Genomic DNA, 19426 nt, shown 5'->3' with positions numbered 1-19426 from the left:
TACAAAAGATAAACCATTGAAGAAGGAAATCGTACTTCGATACTTGTTCATTAAAAGACAAAATGGGACTGTCTATTAAAAGACAATCCCGTAATTATTTCATTTGCTATTAAATTCCCTTCAAATAGCCATCACCAGCTCCTACGCTTTCTTCTTTGCTGTTTTCTTGGGGGGTACAGCTTTCTTCTTTGCTGGTTTTTCGTCATTTTCGCATGTATCCAGCTTTGCTCTAAGCTTGTCGTTTTCGCTTGCAAGCTTCTCCACTTTAGCCTTCAATATAACTATTTCCTTATCTTTTGTCTCTAATTCGTTCTCCTGATTGTGTATTGCTGTCAACAAACTATTCAGTTCCTCGTTCTCAATTTCTGCAGGATAGAGTGTATTAACACGGCTCATGAAGTCGCCCAAGATATTCATATAGTTGGTGAAAGCATCGAACGGAGTACTATAAATACCACGGTCCACGCCTACAGGCACAGGCTTTGTACTCATCGCACTAAAGTTATCACTCGCCTGAAGATAATCCCAGTCTTGGTTAATGCGTGGGTCATTGGCAATACGAACTCTATCCGCAATGCTGTAAAGCTTATTAAATGCTTCGCGTTGCATAGAGTTTCCCAGCCAAGTACTTATGTCGCGTTCTTCATCTCTCCAGCTTAATGGATAAGGAACAGAGAAGTCGTCCACACTCTTAGCACGGTCGCAAACCTCTGTTGGCGTAGAGAAGCTTATGCCACGCTGGCGTGCACATTCCGGCAAAGCCTTGAAGAACTCCAGTATATTGCTGTGTAATGGTTGCTCAATGCCCAATGCAGTGAGGTTCATAAAGATACCATAGATTTGTTCTTCATCGGGTTGAGAAGCTATTTTGTTTATATAATTTTCGGCAAACAATGGGTATCCCTCCCACTCCGAGTTGTTAAAGCGAAGCGATATATCGTCGCTTAAGGTTACATCGCGCAAGATAAGCTTCAGCTGTGGGGCGAGAGCACAATGGTAAAGATAGTGTGGACTTCTCCAACCCAACACGTGTTTTGCACCTTCAGTAATCATTCCTTTGAACTTCATATCGGCAGCCATTCGTCCAATATCGTCGCTATAGATGAGTGAAGAATTGCGTAATATCTTCGGTGTATAGTCGAAATATTCTTTAATCTTCTTGCTCTGTCGCTTCACTTCTGCCTTAAAGCTATCTTCGTTGCCTAATGCTGACAAGCCATGCGAATAAGGTTCAGCAAGAAATTCCACGCATCCAGTCTTTGCAAGTTCCTGTATTTTTTCTATCACTTCGGGAGCGTACTGTTCTAAACTCTCTATTCCCACACCAGAGAGGCATAGCGCAACTTTGAAGTAACCATTGCTTTCTTTTATCATTTGCAGCAAAGTGTCAAGAGCAGGCATGTAGCTACGCTGCACAATATCAGTTATACTGCGTTCGTTCTCAAAGTCGTCGTAATAGTAATGGTCAGCTCCTATATCGAAGAAACGATAACGACGCAAGTGGATAATCTGATGTATCTCGAAGTATAAGCAAATTGTTTTCATTATTTTTTTGTTTTAAATGTTCTTGAATTTGAGTAATACAGCTGCGGTCGTTCTACATATTCCACCCTAATGTGCGGTAGTATAGTTCACGAATCCACGTACCTACCTTCTCCCATGTAATGTTATCTACCTCTCGTTTTCCTTCTTCTGACAAGTAACTGAATAGACTTTCGTTGTGGCAGATAGAGTATATCGCATCTGCCATAGCCTCTATATCCCAGTAATCCAACTTAATACAGTTATGCAAAATCTCGGCACAGCCACTTTGTTTTGATATAATAGTAGGCGTACCGCACTGCATTGCTTCTAAAGGAGAGATACCAAAGGGTTCGCTCACCGATGGCATAACATAGACATCTGATGCTTTCAGACACTCATAAACTTGGTCGCCCTTCATAAAACCTGGGAAGTGGAAGCGGTCTGCAATACCTCTTTCGGCTGCCAAAGTTATCATTTTATTCATCATATCACCCGAGCCAGCCATGCAAAAGCGAACGTTTCGCGTACGCTGCAATACCATATTTGCTGCTTCAACAAAATATTCTGGGCCTTTCTGCATCGTAATACGACCAAGGAAAGTTACTACTTTCTCCTTTCCTTTATGCGAAGGTCGAGGCATATTCGCAACCTCTTCACGCAATGGATATACAGCATTGTGTACCGTGAATACCTTTTCTGGATTCTGATAATAGTGCTTAATAACTATCTGACGAGTAAGTTCTGACACGCACATAATGCAATCTGCATTATCCATTCCATCTTTTTCTATAGCATAGACCGTAGGATTCACCTTGCCTCCCGACCGATCAAAGTCGGTAGCATGAACGTGAATACAGAGTGGTTTGCCCGAAATTTTCTTGGCATGGATACCTGCTGGAAAGGTAAGCCAGTCATGAGCATGAATAATATCATAGTCTAACGCACGTGCTACCACACCTGATATAATAGAATAGTTGTTGATTTCTTCTGTCAAGTTGGATGGATAACCACCTGCAAACTCCATTGCACCAATATCATTCACATTCATATTATTGAAGTCAGCATAGATATTATCGCGCAACTTGTAATATAGATCAGTGTCCATCAAATTGCCTAATCTTCCACGAAGGTACTCGTTGTCGATATCGCGATATACTATGGGCACATGATTCATTGCAACTATGTTGGCAAAAGTTCTGTCTTCATCACCAAAGGGGTGCGGTAAGCAGAGTATGGTTTCTATGTCTCCTTGTACATGCAGGCCTTCAGAGATACCAAAATTAGCAGTTGCCAATCCGCCAAATACATGTGGTGGATACTCCCAACCGAACATTAATACTTTCATTTTGTGTCCTCCTAACCTTAATATTTATACTTTTCGAGTAGTGCCAGCGTACGTAGCACTGCACCAACATTCATTGCAAACGAGATAGCACCACGGCCATGATAAGGCGGATTACCATCAAAGTATTCTGGGATTGTACCCAAACAATGGTTCAGAACTTCGTCTTCATATCCTATCAGCTGTCGTTCTACGTAGCTTAAGCGTGTGCGCTTGTAAAGTTTCAAGCAAGCTTCCAAGTAGAAACCGCCCAACCAAGGCCACGCTGTGCCTTGATGGTACATGCGAGTACGGTAATCTCTGTCGCCCGTACAGATTGGATTATATCCTCCACTCTTTGGTGAAAGAGAACGTAAGCCCTTCGGTGTGAGTAGTTCACGCGTACAAATATCTATCACACTCTTCTTTTGGCTTTGGTCTAATGGTGAGTAATCAAGGGCAGCAGCTAATATCATGTTTGGTCGAACACTCCAATCTACCATGTTTCCATCTACATAATCGTATAAATAACCATAGTTATTCATGAACGTATCAATGAATGCTGTCTTACATTCTTCAGCCATTTGCTCCAAATGTGAAGCATATTCGGTATCAGAGGTATCGCTAAACAACCACGCAACAAACTTTAGATTGTTATACCAGAGGGCATTAAACTCTACAATATAACCAGAGCGAGGATTTACAGGCTTACCATCTAACATGCCATCCATCCATGTTATGGCCCTATCCTTTCCTTCTGCATACAGCAATCCATTGGCATGTAAGAACAGATTTGGGTGTTTTCCGTTCTCAATATATGTCATCATCTCTCGCAAAAAGTCGCCATAGAGTTTCAAGCAGCTCTCTTTTCCTGCTTCTTTGGCATATTGTTGGAGCGCCCAGATGCACCAAAGCATTACGTCGGGCTGGTCTATATCTTGCATTTCCACGGTTAATGGATCGTTCTTCATGAACTCTCGCAAGCCACGTTGGGCTGTTTTCATCACCAATTCAAAGTAATCTTGCTCCTCAATATTAAGTGTTAGACCAGGCAAAGATATGAATTGATCGCGCGCTCTGCACTTAAACCAAGGGTAACCAGCCAATATATAGCGGTCACCGTTCTTCTTTCGGTTATGGAATTGGTGAGCAGCATTCACAAGACAATGGAAGAAATTATCGCGTGGTTGACGAATTTCAACCTCATTGTCAAAGAGTCGCTTCAGCTTAGAGGTCTTTATCTCTGATGTAGAGCCTGAGAATACAATGCTTTCACCCTTCCGTATCTTCATTTCGAAGTAGCCAGGAACATACAAATCCTCGTCCGAGTGATAGCCTCGGTCCTCTTCTTTAGGGTATTCCAAGCCACGATACCAGTATGGTTCGTAATGAAATTCATTGTCTTTTGAGAACTGCATGAACAATTGGGGATAACCTTCGTAAAGACAAGTAGCTATTCCGTTTTCAACATTGTGGTATTCGCGATTTATAGCAGCATTCTCATGGGTAAACTCCCGTACGCTTCTAAAAGCTAAGAATGGACGGAATTGCAATAACGTAGTGCCCTGCCCTTCCAATAAAGTATAGCGAACGAGAATGCGTTCCTCGTAACATTGCAACACTACTTCTTTCTTTAACACCGCATTACCTACCTTATATATTGTGGTAGGTACCTTGTCGCAATCAAACTCACGAATGTATTTGTGCCCATTTGGACTATAATTTCCTCCATGATATTTATGTAATCCAAGGTTGAAAGCAGCTCCATGCTGAATCACCGTTGGGTCAAGCGAACTCAATAGCACGTGGTTTTCGTCGTCAAGTCCGGGGACTGGCACAACAAAAAGGCCATGATACTTTCTTGTATTACAATCTACTATCGTAGAACAAGAATATGCGCCCGAGCGATTTGTTCGCAATAACTCCCTCGGTAGCGAATCCTGGAGGTTCGTCATCAGGGCTTTTTCAAATTTAAGGTATCCCATATCTCTCGTTTTTAGGTCTATATTTAGTAGTTATATACTGCTTTTACACTTTTTGTGCGGTAAGCATAAAGCGTCTATACTATTGCCCAAAGTTACAAATAATATTTATAATCAAGTGTATTATTACCACTTTTTTTATTTATTTTATTGCTTTTCTAAAATCGTAAAGATACACTGAAAGCTGGAGAAATCAAGCTTAAACAGCCTCTTTAATATTCTAAAATAAAGCCATAAAAATGTAAACATAATTCACAAACTGCCTATTCGTTTAACCAGTTAATTATCAATACATTACTAGATAGCCTGTTTTGCGTTCCAAAAGAGCCACTTTTGCATGGTAAAAGAGGCTCTTTTGGAACGCAAAACAGCCACTATTGCAACGTAACACCGATTATATCATTTTTTAGTGGTATTTTCTTTACAAAGTAAAAAGTATTTTCTGCTATTTTCAGAGGTATGAAGGAGGATAAAAGTTGATATATAACGGGAACTTCAACTAATAAATATGGGAACAAAAAAAGAGGTGCACCCTACACAGGGAACACCTCTTTTGTATGATAATTTGGATAAGAAATTACTTCTTAATGAACTTCTTACCATTCTGAATTACTACACCCTTGTAGTTCTTACCTACACGCTGACCAGCAAGATTGTAGATTGGAGCATTCTCATTTTGAGTTGCTTTGATTGTGTCAATACCAGTTGTGCTTGACTTTTCAACCTTAATGAGGTTGATAGATGGTATACCTTTGTAAACAGAAGCAACGATACCAACTACATCGTATTCCTCTGTTGCAGCGAATTTTGTCATGTCATCAAACTCAGTGAGGTGGAAGCCATTGTACACTTGTACTTTCTTTTCGCCATCTTCGATATAGTATTTCTTTGAATCCTCAGTAGTAATCTTCACCTTTGACAACTTAACCAAGTCGCAAAGATTATCAGCTGCTGTAGCTGGAGTAATTGCTTTTGGCTCAGCAACAGCACCATCAACGTGGTTAAGCTTATCAATTGTTGTAACACCAGCTATCTCTAACAATTCAGGAGTAGCATTATACTCTGTATATTGACCAGCTATTTCACCATTAAGGTCTTCGTTAGCCTTCAAGCCTAAAGTGTGCTTGTAAAAAAGAATGGCACCAGAGTTGTCACGAACATAAACGCTAGTGTTACCATTATTTGATGTCCATGCATAAAGAACCTTTGCATTGGTGAGCTTTAATATAGCGCTCTTATTCTTACCGATAGCCTTAAACTCAGCAATAGAGTTCACAACAGAGAGTTCTTCTTTTGTAAAAGTCTTTTCAGCAACAGAGCTTTGCTTACCATCCTTCACTGCAATAGCCTTTACAGTAGCTGTAGCAGTAAGTTCGAAAGGAGCGCTGTACATAGTAGATGCTGTTGTTGGAACTTCGTTATTAGTTGTATAATAAATCTTTGTGCCTTCAGCTGCCGAAAGAGTAACGGTGGTTTTGCCAGTAAAAGGAGTAACACCATCAATTGAAGGAGCTGCTAATGCAGTTGGGTTAGCAGCACCAACGGTTACAATAATTTCGGTTGCACGAACCTGATACTTTGCTGTAAATTCAATGGTAGCAGCATTACCTGTCCATGTTCCATGTTTTTTATCTTCTGTAGAGGTATAGCCTTCGCCTTCAAAGCCATTACTATCATACTTCTTACCTTCTGTAGCGCAGGTAAATTCTACCTTTGTTATATTACCAATAGTTGATGTAATGGTTGTCTTTGAGTTCTGATAAAATCTGTAATGCTTGTTACCATTGGCATTAAATGCTGCATCTGTAGACTCAATAGTAATACCACCCTTTTCCATCTTATCGGGTGTAGTGTTTGCATCTGTTGTTCCTTTCGTTTCATTAGGAAGGAATGTTACTACTGTTTGTGCATAAACAGATGTGCCTACCATTGCCAACACGGCAACGAATGCATTGCGTAAAAGTTTGTTCATACTTAAATTTGTTTTACTAATTAATAATGTTGGTTTTATATATCTTACTCTTTCTAAAAACTCTAGTTATCGAATATCTATGTATTTGTTTTGTGTTACTTTACTAATTTCTTTCCACCTATTATATATATGCCCTTTGGTAAGGTTGTACTATCTGTACCAATATATCGTCCATCAAGTTTGTAGATTCTCTCATTAGTAAATTTATTGTCTGTATCAATTGTACCAATACCAGTCGGATCAGCTTTCTTCAAATAATTGAAAGTAATGGTTTGTTCCGTTTCATCTTCAGTAATATTAAAAAGTGGTTTCTTTAATGTACTTAGATTAAGATGTACTTCCAATAATTCTGTTACATTATTCTTACCTGGGAAAGGATCACCTGCATGGCTTTCTTTATATCTCTTACGTTCTTCTTCTGTATTTGCTGTGTAGCTCGATAATAGTTCTCCATCAGCAGGAACAATGGTCATGCCTGGAGTACCGGGTATATCGTTCACACGATCATACATGTTTACTTTGTTTTTACCATAATTCACGCGATAAATTAACATGCCACGACCTAACTTTGCAACACCTTTGTGCCAATCTTTCGGCTGTATATTGTGTATAATAAGGTATTCGTCGCTATTCTCACTTTCAATCTTACGAGCTTCATCAGCCTTCAATGTAACAGTTTGTGCTTTATCTTCAAGTGTTGTTAGCTTAGTCCAGCCCATTACTTCCTTCTCCCATGGAGTGTAAGGCGTTGGTGAGAAACCATTGTTAGTATATTCACCACCATCCATTAAATCCCAATACTCCATGCCTTGATTGTCTATTTGCGCTTCAGCGGCAAGAGGATAGAAGTCTGGTAAGCCCATTGTGTGTGAAAATTCGTGACAGAATAGTCCTATACCATTTATCATTTTCACAACCTTTCCATCTTTTATAGGAGATGTTCTTGTGGCATTCAGCTCGTTACTAACACCGTATCGACCTACTGTATACCCATCAATAACTACACTTCCAAGCAAATATGATGATTTAGGCCAAATATCTGAATCCAAATTTCCGCCCATAGATTGTGCATAACCAGCATAAACAACATAAACTAAGTCAATAATCTTATCATCGTTACTGTCATAGTCTTTCAAATTTACCTCTCCTTTTGCAGCCTCGCAAGCATCTTTTATGAGCTCAATAATATTCACATCATGACTTGAGTTGGTGTCTTTACCATAGTACGAAAGAGGTTTTGGCATGCGATAAGGCCCTACTAAACCAAACTCTGGTGAAAATTTTCCATCGCTCATATCCTTGAAATATTGTCGTACACTGCCATAGTTCAATTGTTCGTTTGTGCCTAACGATTTCGGCTTCCCCTCTCCATTAAGATATTGTTCAAAGCTTTCTTTAGGATCTTTCACAGTAAAAGGATTGTCGCTAAAGTCTACAAGAATAGTTAAAACCTTCGGATTTCTTTCGTGTGGAAAATAAGGTACAGATGGCTGACCGATACCAATAGTACGTCTTACTGCAGATACTTTTCGCGTTACGCCCTCTAAAAAGAATGATTTATTCTGCGTTTTTGCTAACTTCACTTCTGTTATTGTACGATTATCTGCATTATGTGCTAATAAATTTGAAGCCTCCAAAATACCATCAGCAGTTACATTTGCTACATAATAGGCTCTGTTTTTCCTTTTTACTAATATGCCATCGAGCGTAGAGACCCAGCTAAAATGCTCGTCACCATGCAATACCAATGTTAATTTAGTACCATCAGGTTGTTCAACAACAAATGGTGTGGGATCTGCTTTAGCTGCTCGTAGCACTAATGTAGCTACAACCAAACAAAATGTTAGTAATAGTTTTTTCATATAATAGTTTGTTTTTTATTTCTTATTTTTTAACTTCAGATTATTCAATATACTAATTTTCAAGCATTTCTAACCGTTCGCTTAATTTCTTTTACGAAAAAAATACTGCCCTTTATATTTTGTCCTACTTCCATATTCTATGGCATGTTGCGGACAATGATGATAGCAAGCAAAACAAGTTAGGCATTTTCCGTTATTCCTCCACTTCGGTTCTTTACCCTTTCCTCCGTCTATATCTGAAACAGGACATACCTTAGCACAGATACCACACTGGACACACTTTTCACTTTCCACCCTAAAAGGTTTGTCAGTAACAAGAACATAAGTGAAAAAAGCGCCCACAGGACCAGAAAAGAAATCTGGTATTGGGCCACGTTTTAGATGTTCCCAGCCTAATGGCAAGTTACTTTGGCTTACCTTCTGATCTTTAACAACCGAAGAAAAATTGGAAATAATTTTCTCGGCAATTCCTATCTTCTCACGCTCCTTTTCAGGTTTATCTACGTCCATTCCTGGCAATCCAACATAAGATTCTGGCATTATCACAGCTTCAACAGCATTTAATGTCAATGGAGTTTCAGATTTCACATCCTTTACCAGCTTTACAAAACGTTCCATAGTCCTTCCAATAGTATCGCCTGCCGTTACTAAACAAAAGGTATAATGCCCTATGTTGTTCTGCAAATCAGCCTCATGCAACTCAAGTGTACGCATAAATTCCATAACGATACGCGGTACTCGCCAACCATGAACAGGAAACACAAAGCCAACCTTTTCACCTTTTTCTAAAGTAAAGCTTGTGTTTACACCTACTGTTTCTCTTATTGAGACAATACGTTCGTTAAGGCTTTGTCCTAACAATTCTGCTGCCCAATGACTATTTCCTGTACCTGAAAAGTAAAATATCATGTTGCAAAAATAGTCATAAATTCTGAAACTACAAAGTCTAATCAACCTTTTAAATCGTTTTGTTCTTTTATTTTTTATCGCCTTACTTCAGGCTTTACATTTTCCTTACATTACTACTGATAACTCGTTTGTTAGAAAAGCAACTAATAATGAGTTTTTCTTTTAAAACTGATAAACATTTTAGAAAAAATCACATATAAATTATTGCGGTTTACAATTATTTGTTTAAATTTGCAACCACTGAAGAAATATAATCTCAGATTTTAATATAATAAGTTTCATTTTAATATTACACAAACATGAAAAAATCTATGATGAGCCTTCTTCTCATGTTGCTGTTTACACAAACATCGTGGGCAGCACCTGTGAAGTTAAGCACAGCGAGTCAGACTGCACAAAAGTTTTTGCAGCAGTTTGGCAAACGCTTAAAGGGCACAAATGCTGTTTATGCTCCAAGAATGAATGCACAAGGAGCAGATACAACTACACCTTATTACGTCTTCAATTCTCAAGACGGAAAGGGATTTGTTATTGTTTCTGGCGATGATCGTACTTCTGAAATTCTTGGTTACAGTACAACAAGTAGCTTCGACATTAATAATTTGTCTTCTAACATAAGAAGCTTTATGGATGGTATGGCTAAGGAAATTAGTATGCTAGACAAATATCAAGTGAAAAAATCTACAAAGGCTCCTGCAAAGAATGAAGCAAGAGTTCCTTTACAGCCACTATTACCAACTATGTGGAACCAAGACTCTCCTTATAACGACATGTGTCCAGCAGACCCATATAGTTCTTCTAACGAGAATCTTGTAACAGGTTGCGTTGCTACAGCTATGGCACAGGCAATGTATAAATTCAAATGGCCAAACGAAGTAGCAGCTACTATTAGCCCATATAAGTGTAATGTACATGAAAATATCAGCAGATATGGTGAAAATAAATACAAGACTATTTCTGTAGATGGTGTTGCTGCTGGTTCAAAAATTGACTGGGCAAATATTGAAGCAACATACAATGCTGGAACTTCAGCAGAAAAAAACAAGGCTGTTGCAGAATTGATGGCATACGTTGGTCGTTCTGTTAAAATGGAATATGATAGAGCCTTGAATGGTGGTTCAGCAGCAACAAACTATAGCATTGCTCCTGCTTTGAATAAATATTTCAACTACAACGCTTCTTGTATTCTTCGCGAAGATTATAGCTTAGCAGATTTTGAAACAAGAATTTATAATGAAATTGCTGCAGAACGTCCTGTAATAGTCTGTGGTCAATCAACTGGTGGTGGTCACTGTTTCGTTCTTGATGGTTATGATGGTAAGGGCTTCTTCCATGTAAACTGGGGGTGGGGTGGATCATCTAACGGCTATTTCAAAGTTGCAATCCTTAATCCAGAAAGCATCTCAGGAATTGGTGCAAGTTCTACAACTGATGGATATGGAATGGGACAAAGCGCAATTATTGGTTTATCTCCTAACACAACAGGAGAAGCTATATCTAAGATATTACAACCAGAAATAAAGAGCGTATCAAAATGGGGTAACTCTATTACGTACGGACTTTCTAACTTCAATAGCGAACTTGTAAGTGTTGAAACAGGTTTGGGTAAAATCGAAGATAATGGTAGCGTTACTCCTATCTCAGATTTGTCTACTATTTCTGTAGAATCTGGCTACCTCAGAAGAAAGACAGTTCAAATTACAGGTTTGAAAACAGAAGGTGTTTACAAAGTTACTCCTATCCAACGTCCTTCTGGCTCTACAGAAAGATGGTTCTATGACCCATACGTTTACGTAACTGTTACAATATCAAGTGCAGGTCAAACTGCTGAAATGAGATTTAACAATTATGGTGACTTTAGCAAATTAAGAGCTTCTAACTTCCATGTAACATCAAGTGGTGTTGTAGGTAAGATGAATAATGTGAATGTAAACGTAAAGAACACAGCTGAACACGAAGTTCACACAACAGTTTACTTGATTTACGAAAGCACAAACGCATCAGGAAAGACAACTAAGCAAGTTCACTCACAAGCACCTGTAACTGTTCCTGCAAAGGGTAGTATCGAAGTTCCAATGGGCTTCTACGCAGATAAAATTGGCGAACATAATGTTTCTTTGTGTGTAACAGAGGATTACCAAAACTATCAGACTCTCGGAAGTGGCAAAGTAAACGTAGTTAGTGCACCTACAGCAGCTGAGAAATTAGCATTTACATATACTATAGATGGAGCAAATGGCAACAATGTATACGGCAATAAGCTTTCTGGCTCAGTAAAGATTACAAATAACGGAACTGCAGCATTTGCTGATAATTTGAGACTTGCTAGAGTAAATTCAGGCGACCAAAATGACCAAGCATTTGGTACTTCAAAAGATGTTTCGCTTAATCCAGGTGAATCAACAACTATAGATTTTGATTTTGAAGATTGTGCATACGGCAGACATGTTTTGGTTGTAACATATATAAGCGGTTCTAAATTATCTATCAAGTCTGGTTCATACAAATATACAACTCTTAAGAAAGGAGTTATTGTTTACAATGGAGATGGTTCACGTCAAGGCTTTGAGCCAACAGCAACATTGAAGATTCCAGCAGAAGCTGCAGCAGTAGATTTGCGCGGTATTGCTTTCACTTCAGTTGAAGGAAACAGCAATCCTAATACATTATATTATGTAGATGCAGACAAGGCTAGTGCAACTGGTCTACCAGCACAAAACGTTATTGTAGATGGTAAGGCTACAAAGGTTGTACTAATCGATGGTAACGATTTCTATTGTCCAACAACATTCACTGCTGACCAAATTTCTTACACTCGTAAGTTTGATAAAGCATCTGATGGCAAAACAAACTATGAAAGTCTTTATATGCCATTCACTCCTACTTCTATCACTGATGGTACTAAGGAATTGAAATGGCAGACAGCTGATGGTGTAACAAACGATTTCTTCTTGATGCAATATGCAGGTTCTAACGCAGACAACTTGAATTTCATGTATGCAAATGATACATTCAATGGTAATATTCCTTACCTCATGGCTGTACCTCAAGCACTTGTAGGAAAAGATATTACTTTCAGCGCTAACAATGTGAAGATTCAAGATAATGCAACTCGTTTCTGCTCTGTAGATAACTATCACTTCATCTTCAGCGGTGTTTCACATAAGAAGAATTTGGTAGAAAACGAATATGCACTTTCTGCTGACGCTAAGTCATTCGAATTGAAACCAGCAGCTACTGTTGATGCTTTCCGTGCATACTTCATTGGACACGATGGTATCAACAAGCTCAACATTTTAATTAATGGCGACTTCGCTACAGGTATCAATAGTATTGATAACAATGCTGCTGAAATCAAGACAGTTTACGACCTCCAAGGTCGCCGTCTTCCAGCTGAAGCTGCAACTAAGAAAGGTGTTTATATCATTAACGGCAAAAAAGTTGTAGTGAAATAATAGACGAAACTTCCCATATTATTGGGAACAATAAATAAAAAAATAAGGGGTTGTATTGAATATTTTAATACAATCCCTTTTTTGTAGCCGTAAAGACTACAGAAGTAACTAAGAAAATGAATAAACCATAAAACAAAATTTAATGAACAAAAGAAATATTGCAAATGAAAACATAGAATATCCGCATAAATAACTACATTTGCAGTTGTGTACTTTAGTTTAAAAACATATAACTTTTGTGCATTATAAATAGGGTAAGAAGCCATTATGAATATTAGGGAAACTTTAGATGATATGTAAGAATAGTTTTCTGTTATAAAAATAATGTGTAACCTTATAGTACCTAAGTAATGCAGAAAGTTAAAAAGAACAAGAAGAAAATTAAAAAAAACAGTTATAGTTAATTATGAGCTCAATACAATTCAATTACTTTGCAAATGAAAAGGGAGAGCAAATTATAAAACAAGAACTCTTAAATTGTTTTGGTTCTCTTTATATAAGGGAGTATTGGGAAAATAATAAAGAGCCCCTTGAATGTTCCATTGAAAATATATCTGATTTTACACCATTTGTAGGTAAAAGGCTATTGCTAACATCTATTAAAGAGAAAGAGCTTATAATAGATGAAGACAGATTTGTAAGTAAGTATATTAGTCCTATTTTAGAGTACACTCCTTCAAAAAATAGAGATGAAAATATATATGTAGAAGGGCGTTTAGTCTATTTTGCAAGTAATGAGTTTCCTGAATTTAAAAGCAAAGTACAATCTTTATTCAGAAAACTCAAAAAACATTGTTGGAAAGATAAACATTGGAAAAGTTTATGGGTATTTGAAACTATTGGAGACGAGGCAACTGTTTTTATACCCAATAGGGTTGTTCTTCTGAAAAGAGATTGAACTGTTTAGCTTTTAAGAAGTAAGTTTCCACAATATTTGTAGAATAAAAGTAGAATTTGTTTTAAGATAGGTTGTTAATATAACCGATTGATTTATTTTTTAGTTGTAAAATAGGATAAGCTCACTTCTTCTGAAATATTATTCTTCAAAACGGGAAAATTTTAGAAGACAATAAGCTCCAGAAAGAAGACTATAAAATAAGTAAAACAGCAAAGAAAATAAGAGCCAAAATTCAAAACTACAACTTCGTAATTATAAGTCCTTGCAGTTTTAATTATAAATTAAAAAATAGTAATTATATTTTCGGTGAATTATAATTATATTTTTGGCGAATTATAATTATAACTTATTCTTAATAAACTTCTTCCTTTAGCGGTTTTATTTATTATGATAGAATATGCCATATAAATATAAGTTTAAAGTAATAGGTTTATTATTCCTTGCTCTCCCCATTTATCGGTATTTTTCTTTATCACACTTATATAACAAAATCTTTTAGTACCTTTGCACCCGTAAAAGGATAGTATATGGCAATTAAAGCAGCATTTTTCGATATAGACGGTACACTTGTTTCGTTTAAAACTCATAAAATCCCACAATCAACTATCAATGCTATAACAGAGGCAAAGCGCAAAGGTATTAAAATATTTATTGCGACTGGACGTCCCGTTGCTATTATCAACAACATAGCAGATATTGAAAAACTTGTTGACGGGTACATCACCTTTAATGGTGCTTACTGCTTTATGGGTACTCAAGAGTTTGTATGCACGCCTATTCCAGAAGCTGATGTACAAACAATGATTACAGATGCTGAACGCCGCGACTACTGCTTATTAGCGTGTGGAAAAAGACAAGTGGTAATACACAATTATAAAAAGGTATTTACGGATATCTTCGTGAACGACCTCGGCGTAAACAATATAGATGAAAGTAGAACTATTGTTGATCTTAAAGGTCAACCCATTCTGCAACTGACACCTTTCTTTAAACAAGCTGATGAAGATGTTATTATGCCATATATGCCACATTGTGTTTCAGCACGATGGCACCCAGAATTTACCGATATTACCATGAAAGAAGCCAATAAAGGCAACGCGCTTACTACTGTCGCGACACGATTAGGTATTGATATTGCAGATTGTATAGCCTTCGGTGATGGTGGAAATGACCTTTCAATATTGAAAGCAGCTGGTATCGGAGTAGCTATGGGCAATGCCAACGATGAAGTAAAAGCCGTTGCCGATTACGTTACAACATCTGTAGACGAAGATGGTATATGGAATGCATTGCAGTATTTCGGTGCTATTGACAAAGAATAGAACAGAAAGAATATTCATTGCTCGATAGAAAAGAACTATCACTGTAACGAGAAAGTACATCAAAAACTATTAAAGATAGAATAAACAAATTGAAAACTGAATATATAGAAACCATCAAACAAGAGAAACGTGTGCGCTTTGTAGTGCTCTTTACGTTGTTAATTGTAGCTATAGAAGCGGTAGTTGGCATTACTTCCCATTCTATGGCACTCTTGGCTGATGCTATTCATCTCATATCTCATGAACTTATTTTCGGTTTAAATTGGGCTGCATATCTCTTGGTACGCCGTCTGCAAAATAAGCATTCAGAAAGCTATGACACGCAAAAGATACTTAGTCTATCGGCTTTTACAAGTGGAATTTTTCTACTTGCAACGGCCATTTTCATAGTTATTGAAGCTGTCGAACGCTTAAATGGGCACGATGAACACATAACAAACCACAACGTTGCTATCATAACAGCTATTATAGGATTGGTGGCAAACATTATCTGCGTATATGTAATGTACGATAAGAAAGGTGACTCCGACTACAATAGTCGTGCTGTATATCTGCATTTACTATCCGATATTTTGGCAAAAGTTGGCATCGTAGTTGGCATTGTGTGCGCTATGCTATGGAACATTCTATGGATTGATGCTGCAATCGCTATCGTTTCTGCACTGATAGCTGCCCATTGGGCAAGAAACTTGCTATGGGACACAGGGCGGAAATTAACGAAGACGCAAGACTAAAAACGGACGTAATAGTTTCTAAAAAACTAAGAATTAAGAAAGGAAGAAAAATGACTGGAACAATATTAGGCCTTTTAATACCGCTTTTTGGAACTGTTTTAGGTTCTGGATTTGTGTTTTTCATGCGCAAAGAAATGCCTGCCCGATTGCAAAAAGCTTTATTGGGCTTTGCTTCTGGTGTTATGGTGGCAGCTTCTATATGGTCGCTTATCATTCCATCAATGGATATGTGGGAAGACCAAGGTCGCATGCGCATCATTCCAGCATTGGTGGGTTTCCTCTTAGGCATGGCTTTCCTACTGCTTATTGACTACATTACACCTCACCTACATATAGGCAGCAACAAACCTGAAGGACCACGTACTAAACTTAGCCGTACTGCGATGCTTACTTTTGCAGTTACTATTCACAACCTTCCTGAAGGTATGGCTGTAGGTGTTGTACTTGCTGGAGCTTTACAAACGGGAAGCGCAATCTCTACAGCTGCGGCCATGGCGATGGCTATTGGTATTGCCATTCAGAACATACCAGAAGGCGCTATCATCTCTATGCCTATGAGGGAAGCTGGAAATTCACGAATAAAATCATTTATTATCGGTTCTCTTAGCGGAATAGTAGAACCTATTGGTGGTCTACTTGTTATCCTTTTGGCAAGTACAATAACACCAGCCCTCCCCTATTTATTAAGCTTTGCAGCTGGCGCCATGTTCTATGTGGTTATAGAAGAACTTATTCCTGAAGCATCAGAAGGCGAACATTCTAACCTTTCAACTATTGGCTTTGCCATAGGTTTCGCCCTCATGATGTCCTTAGATGTAGTGCTAGGCTAACACTCTAAAAGTCTTATACTAAAATTTCCAACGTATTGAGTAGATATATTCAATGTGTTGTACTCATCTATCTCCTATCATTTTCTTTGCTATTTTTGCTATTCAAGATCACTATTCAGGTGGTATAATATTTTACATAATTCGTTTTTTATTAGCATTAAAAGTACCAACACATTGCCTTAAAGGTGAAGCCTTTATCTTATTCAGCAAAAAAATAAACAAAAAAGTACTGAAAATATTTGGTAGTATGAAATATAATCATTACCTTTGTATCAGTTTTTTTAGTGGTTAATTTAGTTTTAGTATTGGAACCTTGATTGATGTGATATCAATCAAGGCTTTTTTTATGCTTTCAACCTTACATTTTTCACCAATAATTGCATGACAAATCTATTTTAACCATACATTTAAACCACATTACCATCACTTATTTTAAACTGAACATATTACAATATAACCTTGTATTTTACATCTTTTTGCTTTATTTTAATGCAATCCCCTATCATTATGACTATAATATTTGCAATACAAATTCATAATAAAAGCTAAGATAAAGCTATTATTACAGCAAAGTCAATTAAATTATTATTCAACTTTTGTGCTAATAAAAATAAAGAATGTATTGTTTTTTCACTTTTAAGAAACGCTTTTTTAGAGTTCATAAGAAAAACAATCAACTAACACTTCATAGATGAAAGGAGTACAAGAAAGATGTAAAAAAAACACAAGTACTATCATTCTATTATTTCCTTACCTACGAAGCATAATTGGGCAACTATTATCCTGATCACTAAATAAGTATTTATCCTTCCACTTGGTTTATCTCTTCACAAAATAAATAAACCATTATCACATCGAACTACTATTCTCAACTAAACAGAAAAAGACACAAATATTGCTCCCATTTATCCTTTATTTCTCAAAACTTCAAGCGTTTTAACAAATAAAAATAATCCTCATAACAACATGCTAACGAAAGGTTTATAAAATAATTTTCGCAATAATAAAGACTTGTTGTAAGTTTTTTCTTTTCTATAATAAAAGTCAAAACATTGCCTTTATTTTGCTCTAAAAGAAACTTTTGCCTATTTTTGCTTTATAAACAAAAAATAACCAGACAAAGAGGAGTCCTCTGAAGGAGGGGCCGTTCTTAGTTCCAAGTCTTTAATATGAAAAGAATCATAACACTTTTACCTGTCATATACACTTTCATAGGAGCAACAGCGCAACCCCAACAGACCTATCAACCATACTTTCAGAAGGGGCAATGCGTCAAATACGAATACAATTACAACGTTGTTTGCAAGAATATTGCAGACGGAACAACGAACAACCAAATTAACGGATACCAGCTATTGCAGGCTGATAACATGAATAACATTTTTGAAAATGCCAAACCTGGAGAAGTATACAAAAATACATTCACGCTGAAAGTAATAGAGTGTACCAACTATACTTATACGATGGAACTCGACATTACGAAGCCGTGCAACATAATAAACGAACTAACTGAGCAGGAACGTAGAATAATAGAAATTATTACACGGGCTTTACAAAGAGTAAAACCCATTATTACGTTTCCCAAAGATATGAGCAGCTTGATAATAAACAACAAGCGAGAAATTATAAAAGAAATAGGAACAAGTCTTTGGAACGCAATAATCAGTAGTAGTAAGATTGCCGAACAGTTAGATAACAACTTACCAACATTAGACGAAACAATGCGCCAGACAATGGAACAGTTTGGCGATGGCAATTCGCTTTTCGAAGAGATAGACGTTCTTTGTCCTGGTTTCAAAGCGTTCACACTTGCATATTGTCAGCCTTTTGCAGTAGGACAATATGTTTCTGGACCACCGCTTGATGGTACAAACAAGGACGAAGTATATCAAAAACAATCGGCTACTATCAGTGAAAAAGGCGAATTAGACTTTTCAAGCTCTACCGATTTTTTCCGTTTATCTAATGTTCCTATAGACACTACCGATAATAAAGAAAACTATTCAGATACTTATTTTCAAAAAGATGCACCACAAACAACAACAGAAGACGATGTTCTCTGTACGATAGAAATAAATATTCGAAGCAATACTGACACGTGGATAAGCCATTATCGTGCCAGTTCAATGGCTAAATTTGAGCATACCATCTGGACAGGGGTTGAACAATTAAAGCGAGAGAAATAAACTTATAACCATCATTTACACAAATGTCATACAGCAGGAGTATTGTTTTCTAACAACAAGAAAAATAAAAATACTAGCCTACAATTGTACGAAAAAGAAAAAATAGAAATGTAAATATTCTTTATAAGCGCCGCTTTAAGCTAACTATCTAACTATCACTATATTATAAAACCCACTATTTCACACTTCAAAAGAGCCTGTTTTGTTGAGTAAAACAGGCTCTTTTGCGTTGCAAAACAATGGGTATCGCAATGCTAAAGCATTTCTATTGTTTCCTCTATGTATTATCTTTACAGTTTCAAAACTATTATAAGCTATTAAACATGGATAGACCAAAGAGAACTATTATACCACTAAGTTTCTGCAAAAATAGTAGCTAGTCCTCCCTTAAAAACAATATTTCAGCATAAAGCTTGTATTGACAAGCTCTA

At 37.1% G+C, this 19426-nt stretch carries 12 protein-coding genes; 6 read left to right on the top strand and 6 right to left on the bottom strand.

Features of this window, described 5'->3' with window-relative positions:
- Positions 1–141 precede the first annotated feature (141 nt).
- The 6 genes from HXN26_RS05650 to HXN26_RS05625 form a co-directional block, all read right to left on the bottom strand.
- Complete coding sequence (locus HXN26_RS05650) at positions 142–1545, bottom strand: glycoside hydrolase family 57 protein (protein WP_273159454.1); 1404 nt, start codon at positions 1543–1545, stop codon at positions 142–144.
- A gap of 52 nt (positions 1546–1597) precedes the next feature.
- Positions 1598–2869 carry a glycosyltransferase family 4 protein gene (locus HXN26_RS05645; protein ID WP_273159452.1) on the bottom strand — a complete coding sequence of 424 codons (1272 nt, stop codon included), beginning with the start codon at positions 2867–2869 and terminating at the stop codon, positions 1598–1600.
- 17 nt (positions 2870–2886) lie between these two features.
- The gene (locus HXN26_RS05640; protein ID WP_024999942.1) at positions 2887–4830 is read right to left on the bottom strand and encodes a glycogen debranching enzyme N-terminal domain-containing protein; all 1944 of its coding nucleotides are present in this window, start codon (positions 4828–4830) and stop codon (positions 2887–2889) included.
- A 574-nt stretch (positions 4831–5404) separates the two neighbouring features.
- On the bottom strand, positions 5405–6799 hold the full coding sequence (locus tag HXN26_RS05635) for a chitobiase/beta-hexosaminidase C-terminal domain-containing protein (protein WP_273159449.1): 1395 nt from the start codon (positions 6797–6799) through the stop codon (positions 5405–5407).
- A 95-nt stretch (positions 6800–6894) separates the two neighbouring features.
- Positions 6895–8661, bottom strand: coding sequence for a M6 family metalloprotease domain-containing protein (locus tag HXN26_RS05630; RefSeq protein ID WP_273159448.1), 1767 nt, complete (start codon positions 8659–8661; stop codon positions 6895–6897).
- An 81-nt stretch (positions 8662–8742) separates the two neighbouring features.
- Positions 8743–9570, bottom strand: a complete 828-nt coding sequence (locus HXN26_RS05625; RefSeq protein ID WP_273159446.1) for an EFR1 family ferrodoxin — start codon at positions 9568–9570, stop codon at positions 8743–8745.
- A gap of 311 nt (positions 9571–9881) precedes the next feature.
- Between HXN26_RS05625 and HXN26_RS05620 the strand changes: the two genes are divergently transcribed.
- The 6 genes from HXN26_RS05620 to HXN26_RS05595 all read left to right on the top strand — a co-directional run bounded on the left by HXN26_RS05620 (position 9882) and on the right by HXN26_RS05595 (position 18995).
- Positions 9882–13025: a C10 family peptidase gene (locus HXN26_RS05620; protein ID WP_273159444.1), complete on the top strand. Its 3144-nt coding sequence runs from the start codon at positions 9882–9884 to the stop codon at positions 13023–13025.
- 406 nt (positions 13026–13431) lie between these two features.
- Positions 13432–13923 (top strand): hypothetical protein, encoded by a 492-nt coding sequence (locus HXN26_RS05615; protein ID WP_273159443.1) that lies wholly within the window; start codon positions 13432–13434, stop codon positions 13921–13923.
- A gap of 527 nt (positions 13924–14450) precedes the next feature.
- Positions 14451–15245, top strand: a complete 795-nt coding sequence (locus tag HXN26_RS05610; protein ID WP_273159441.1) for a Cof-type HAD-IIB family hydrolase — start codon at positions 14451–14453, stop codon at positions 15243–15245.
- Positions 15246–15334: 89 nt separating this feature from the next.
- Entirely contained in the window at positions 15335–15979 is a 645-nt protein-coding gene (locus tag HXN26_RS05605; protein WP_024999936.1) for a cation diffusion facilitator family transporter, read from the top strand.
- Between the two features lie 50 nt (positions 15980–16029).
- Positions 16030–16809: a ZIP family metal transporter gene (locus HXN26_RS05600; RefSeq protein ID WP_024999935.1), complete on the top strand. Its 780-nt coding sequence runs from the start codon at positions 16030–16032 to the stop codon at positions 16807–16809.
- 1169 nt (positions 16810–17978) lie between these two features.
- Complete coding sequence (locus tag HXN26_RS05595) at positions 17979–18995, top strand: hypothetical protein (RefSeq protein ID WP_273159436.1); 1017 nt, start codon at positions 17979–17981, stop codon at positions 18993–18995.
- Positions 18996–19426: the final 431 nt, after the last annotated feature.

Origin of the sequence: Prevotella aurantiaca, from assembly GCF_015262605.1 — a bacterium.
Taxonomy (GTDB): domain Bacteria; phylum Bacteroidota; class Bacteroidia; order Bacteroidales; family Bacteroidaceae; genus Prevotella; species Prevotella aurantiaca.
The sequence above is the reverse complement of the archived record's forward strand: the minus strand, read 5'-3'. Positions and strand labels throughout refer to the sequence as shown.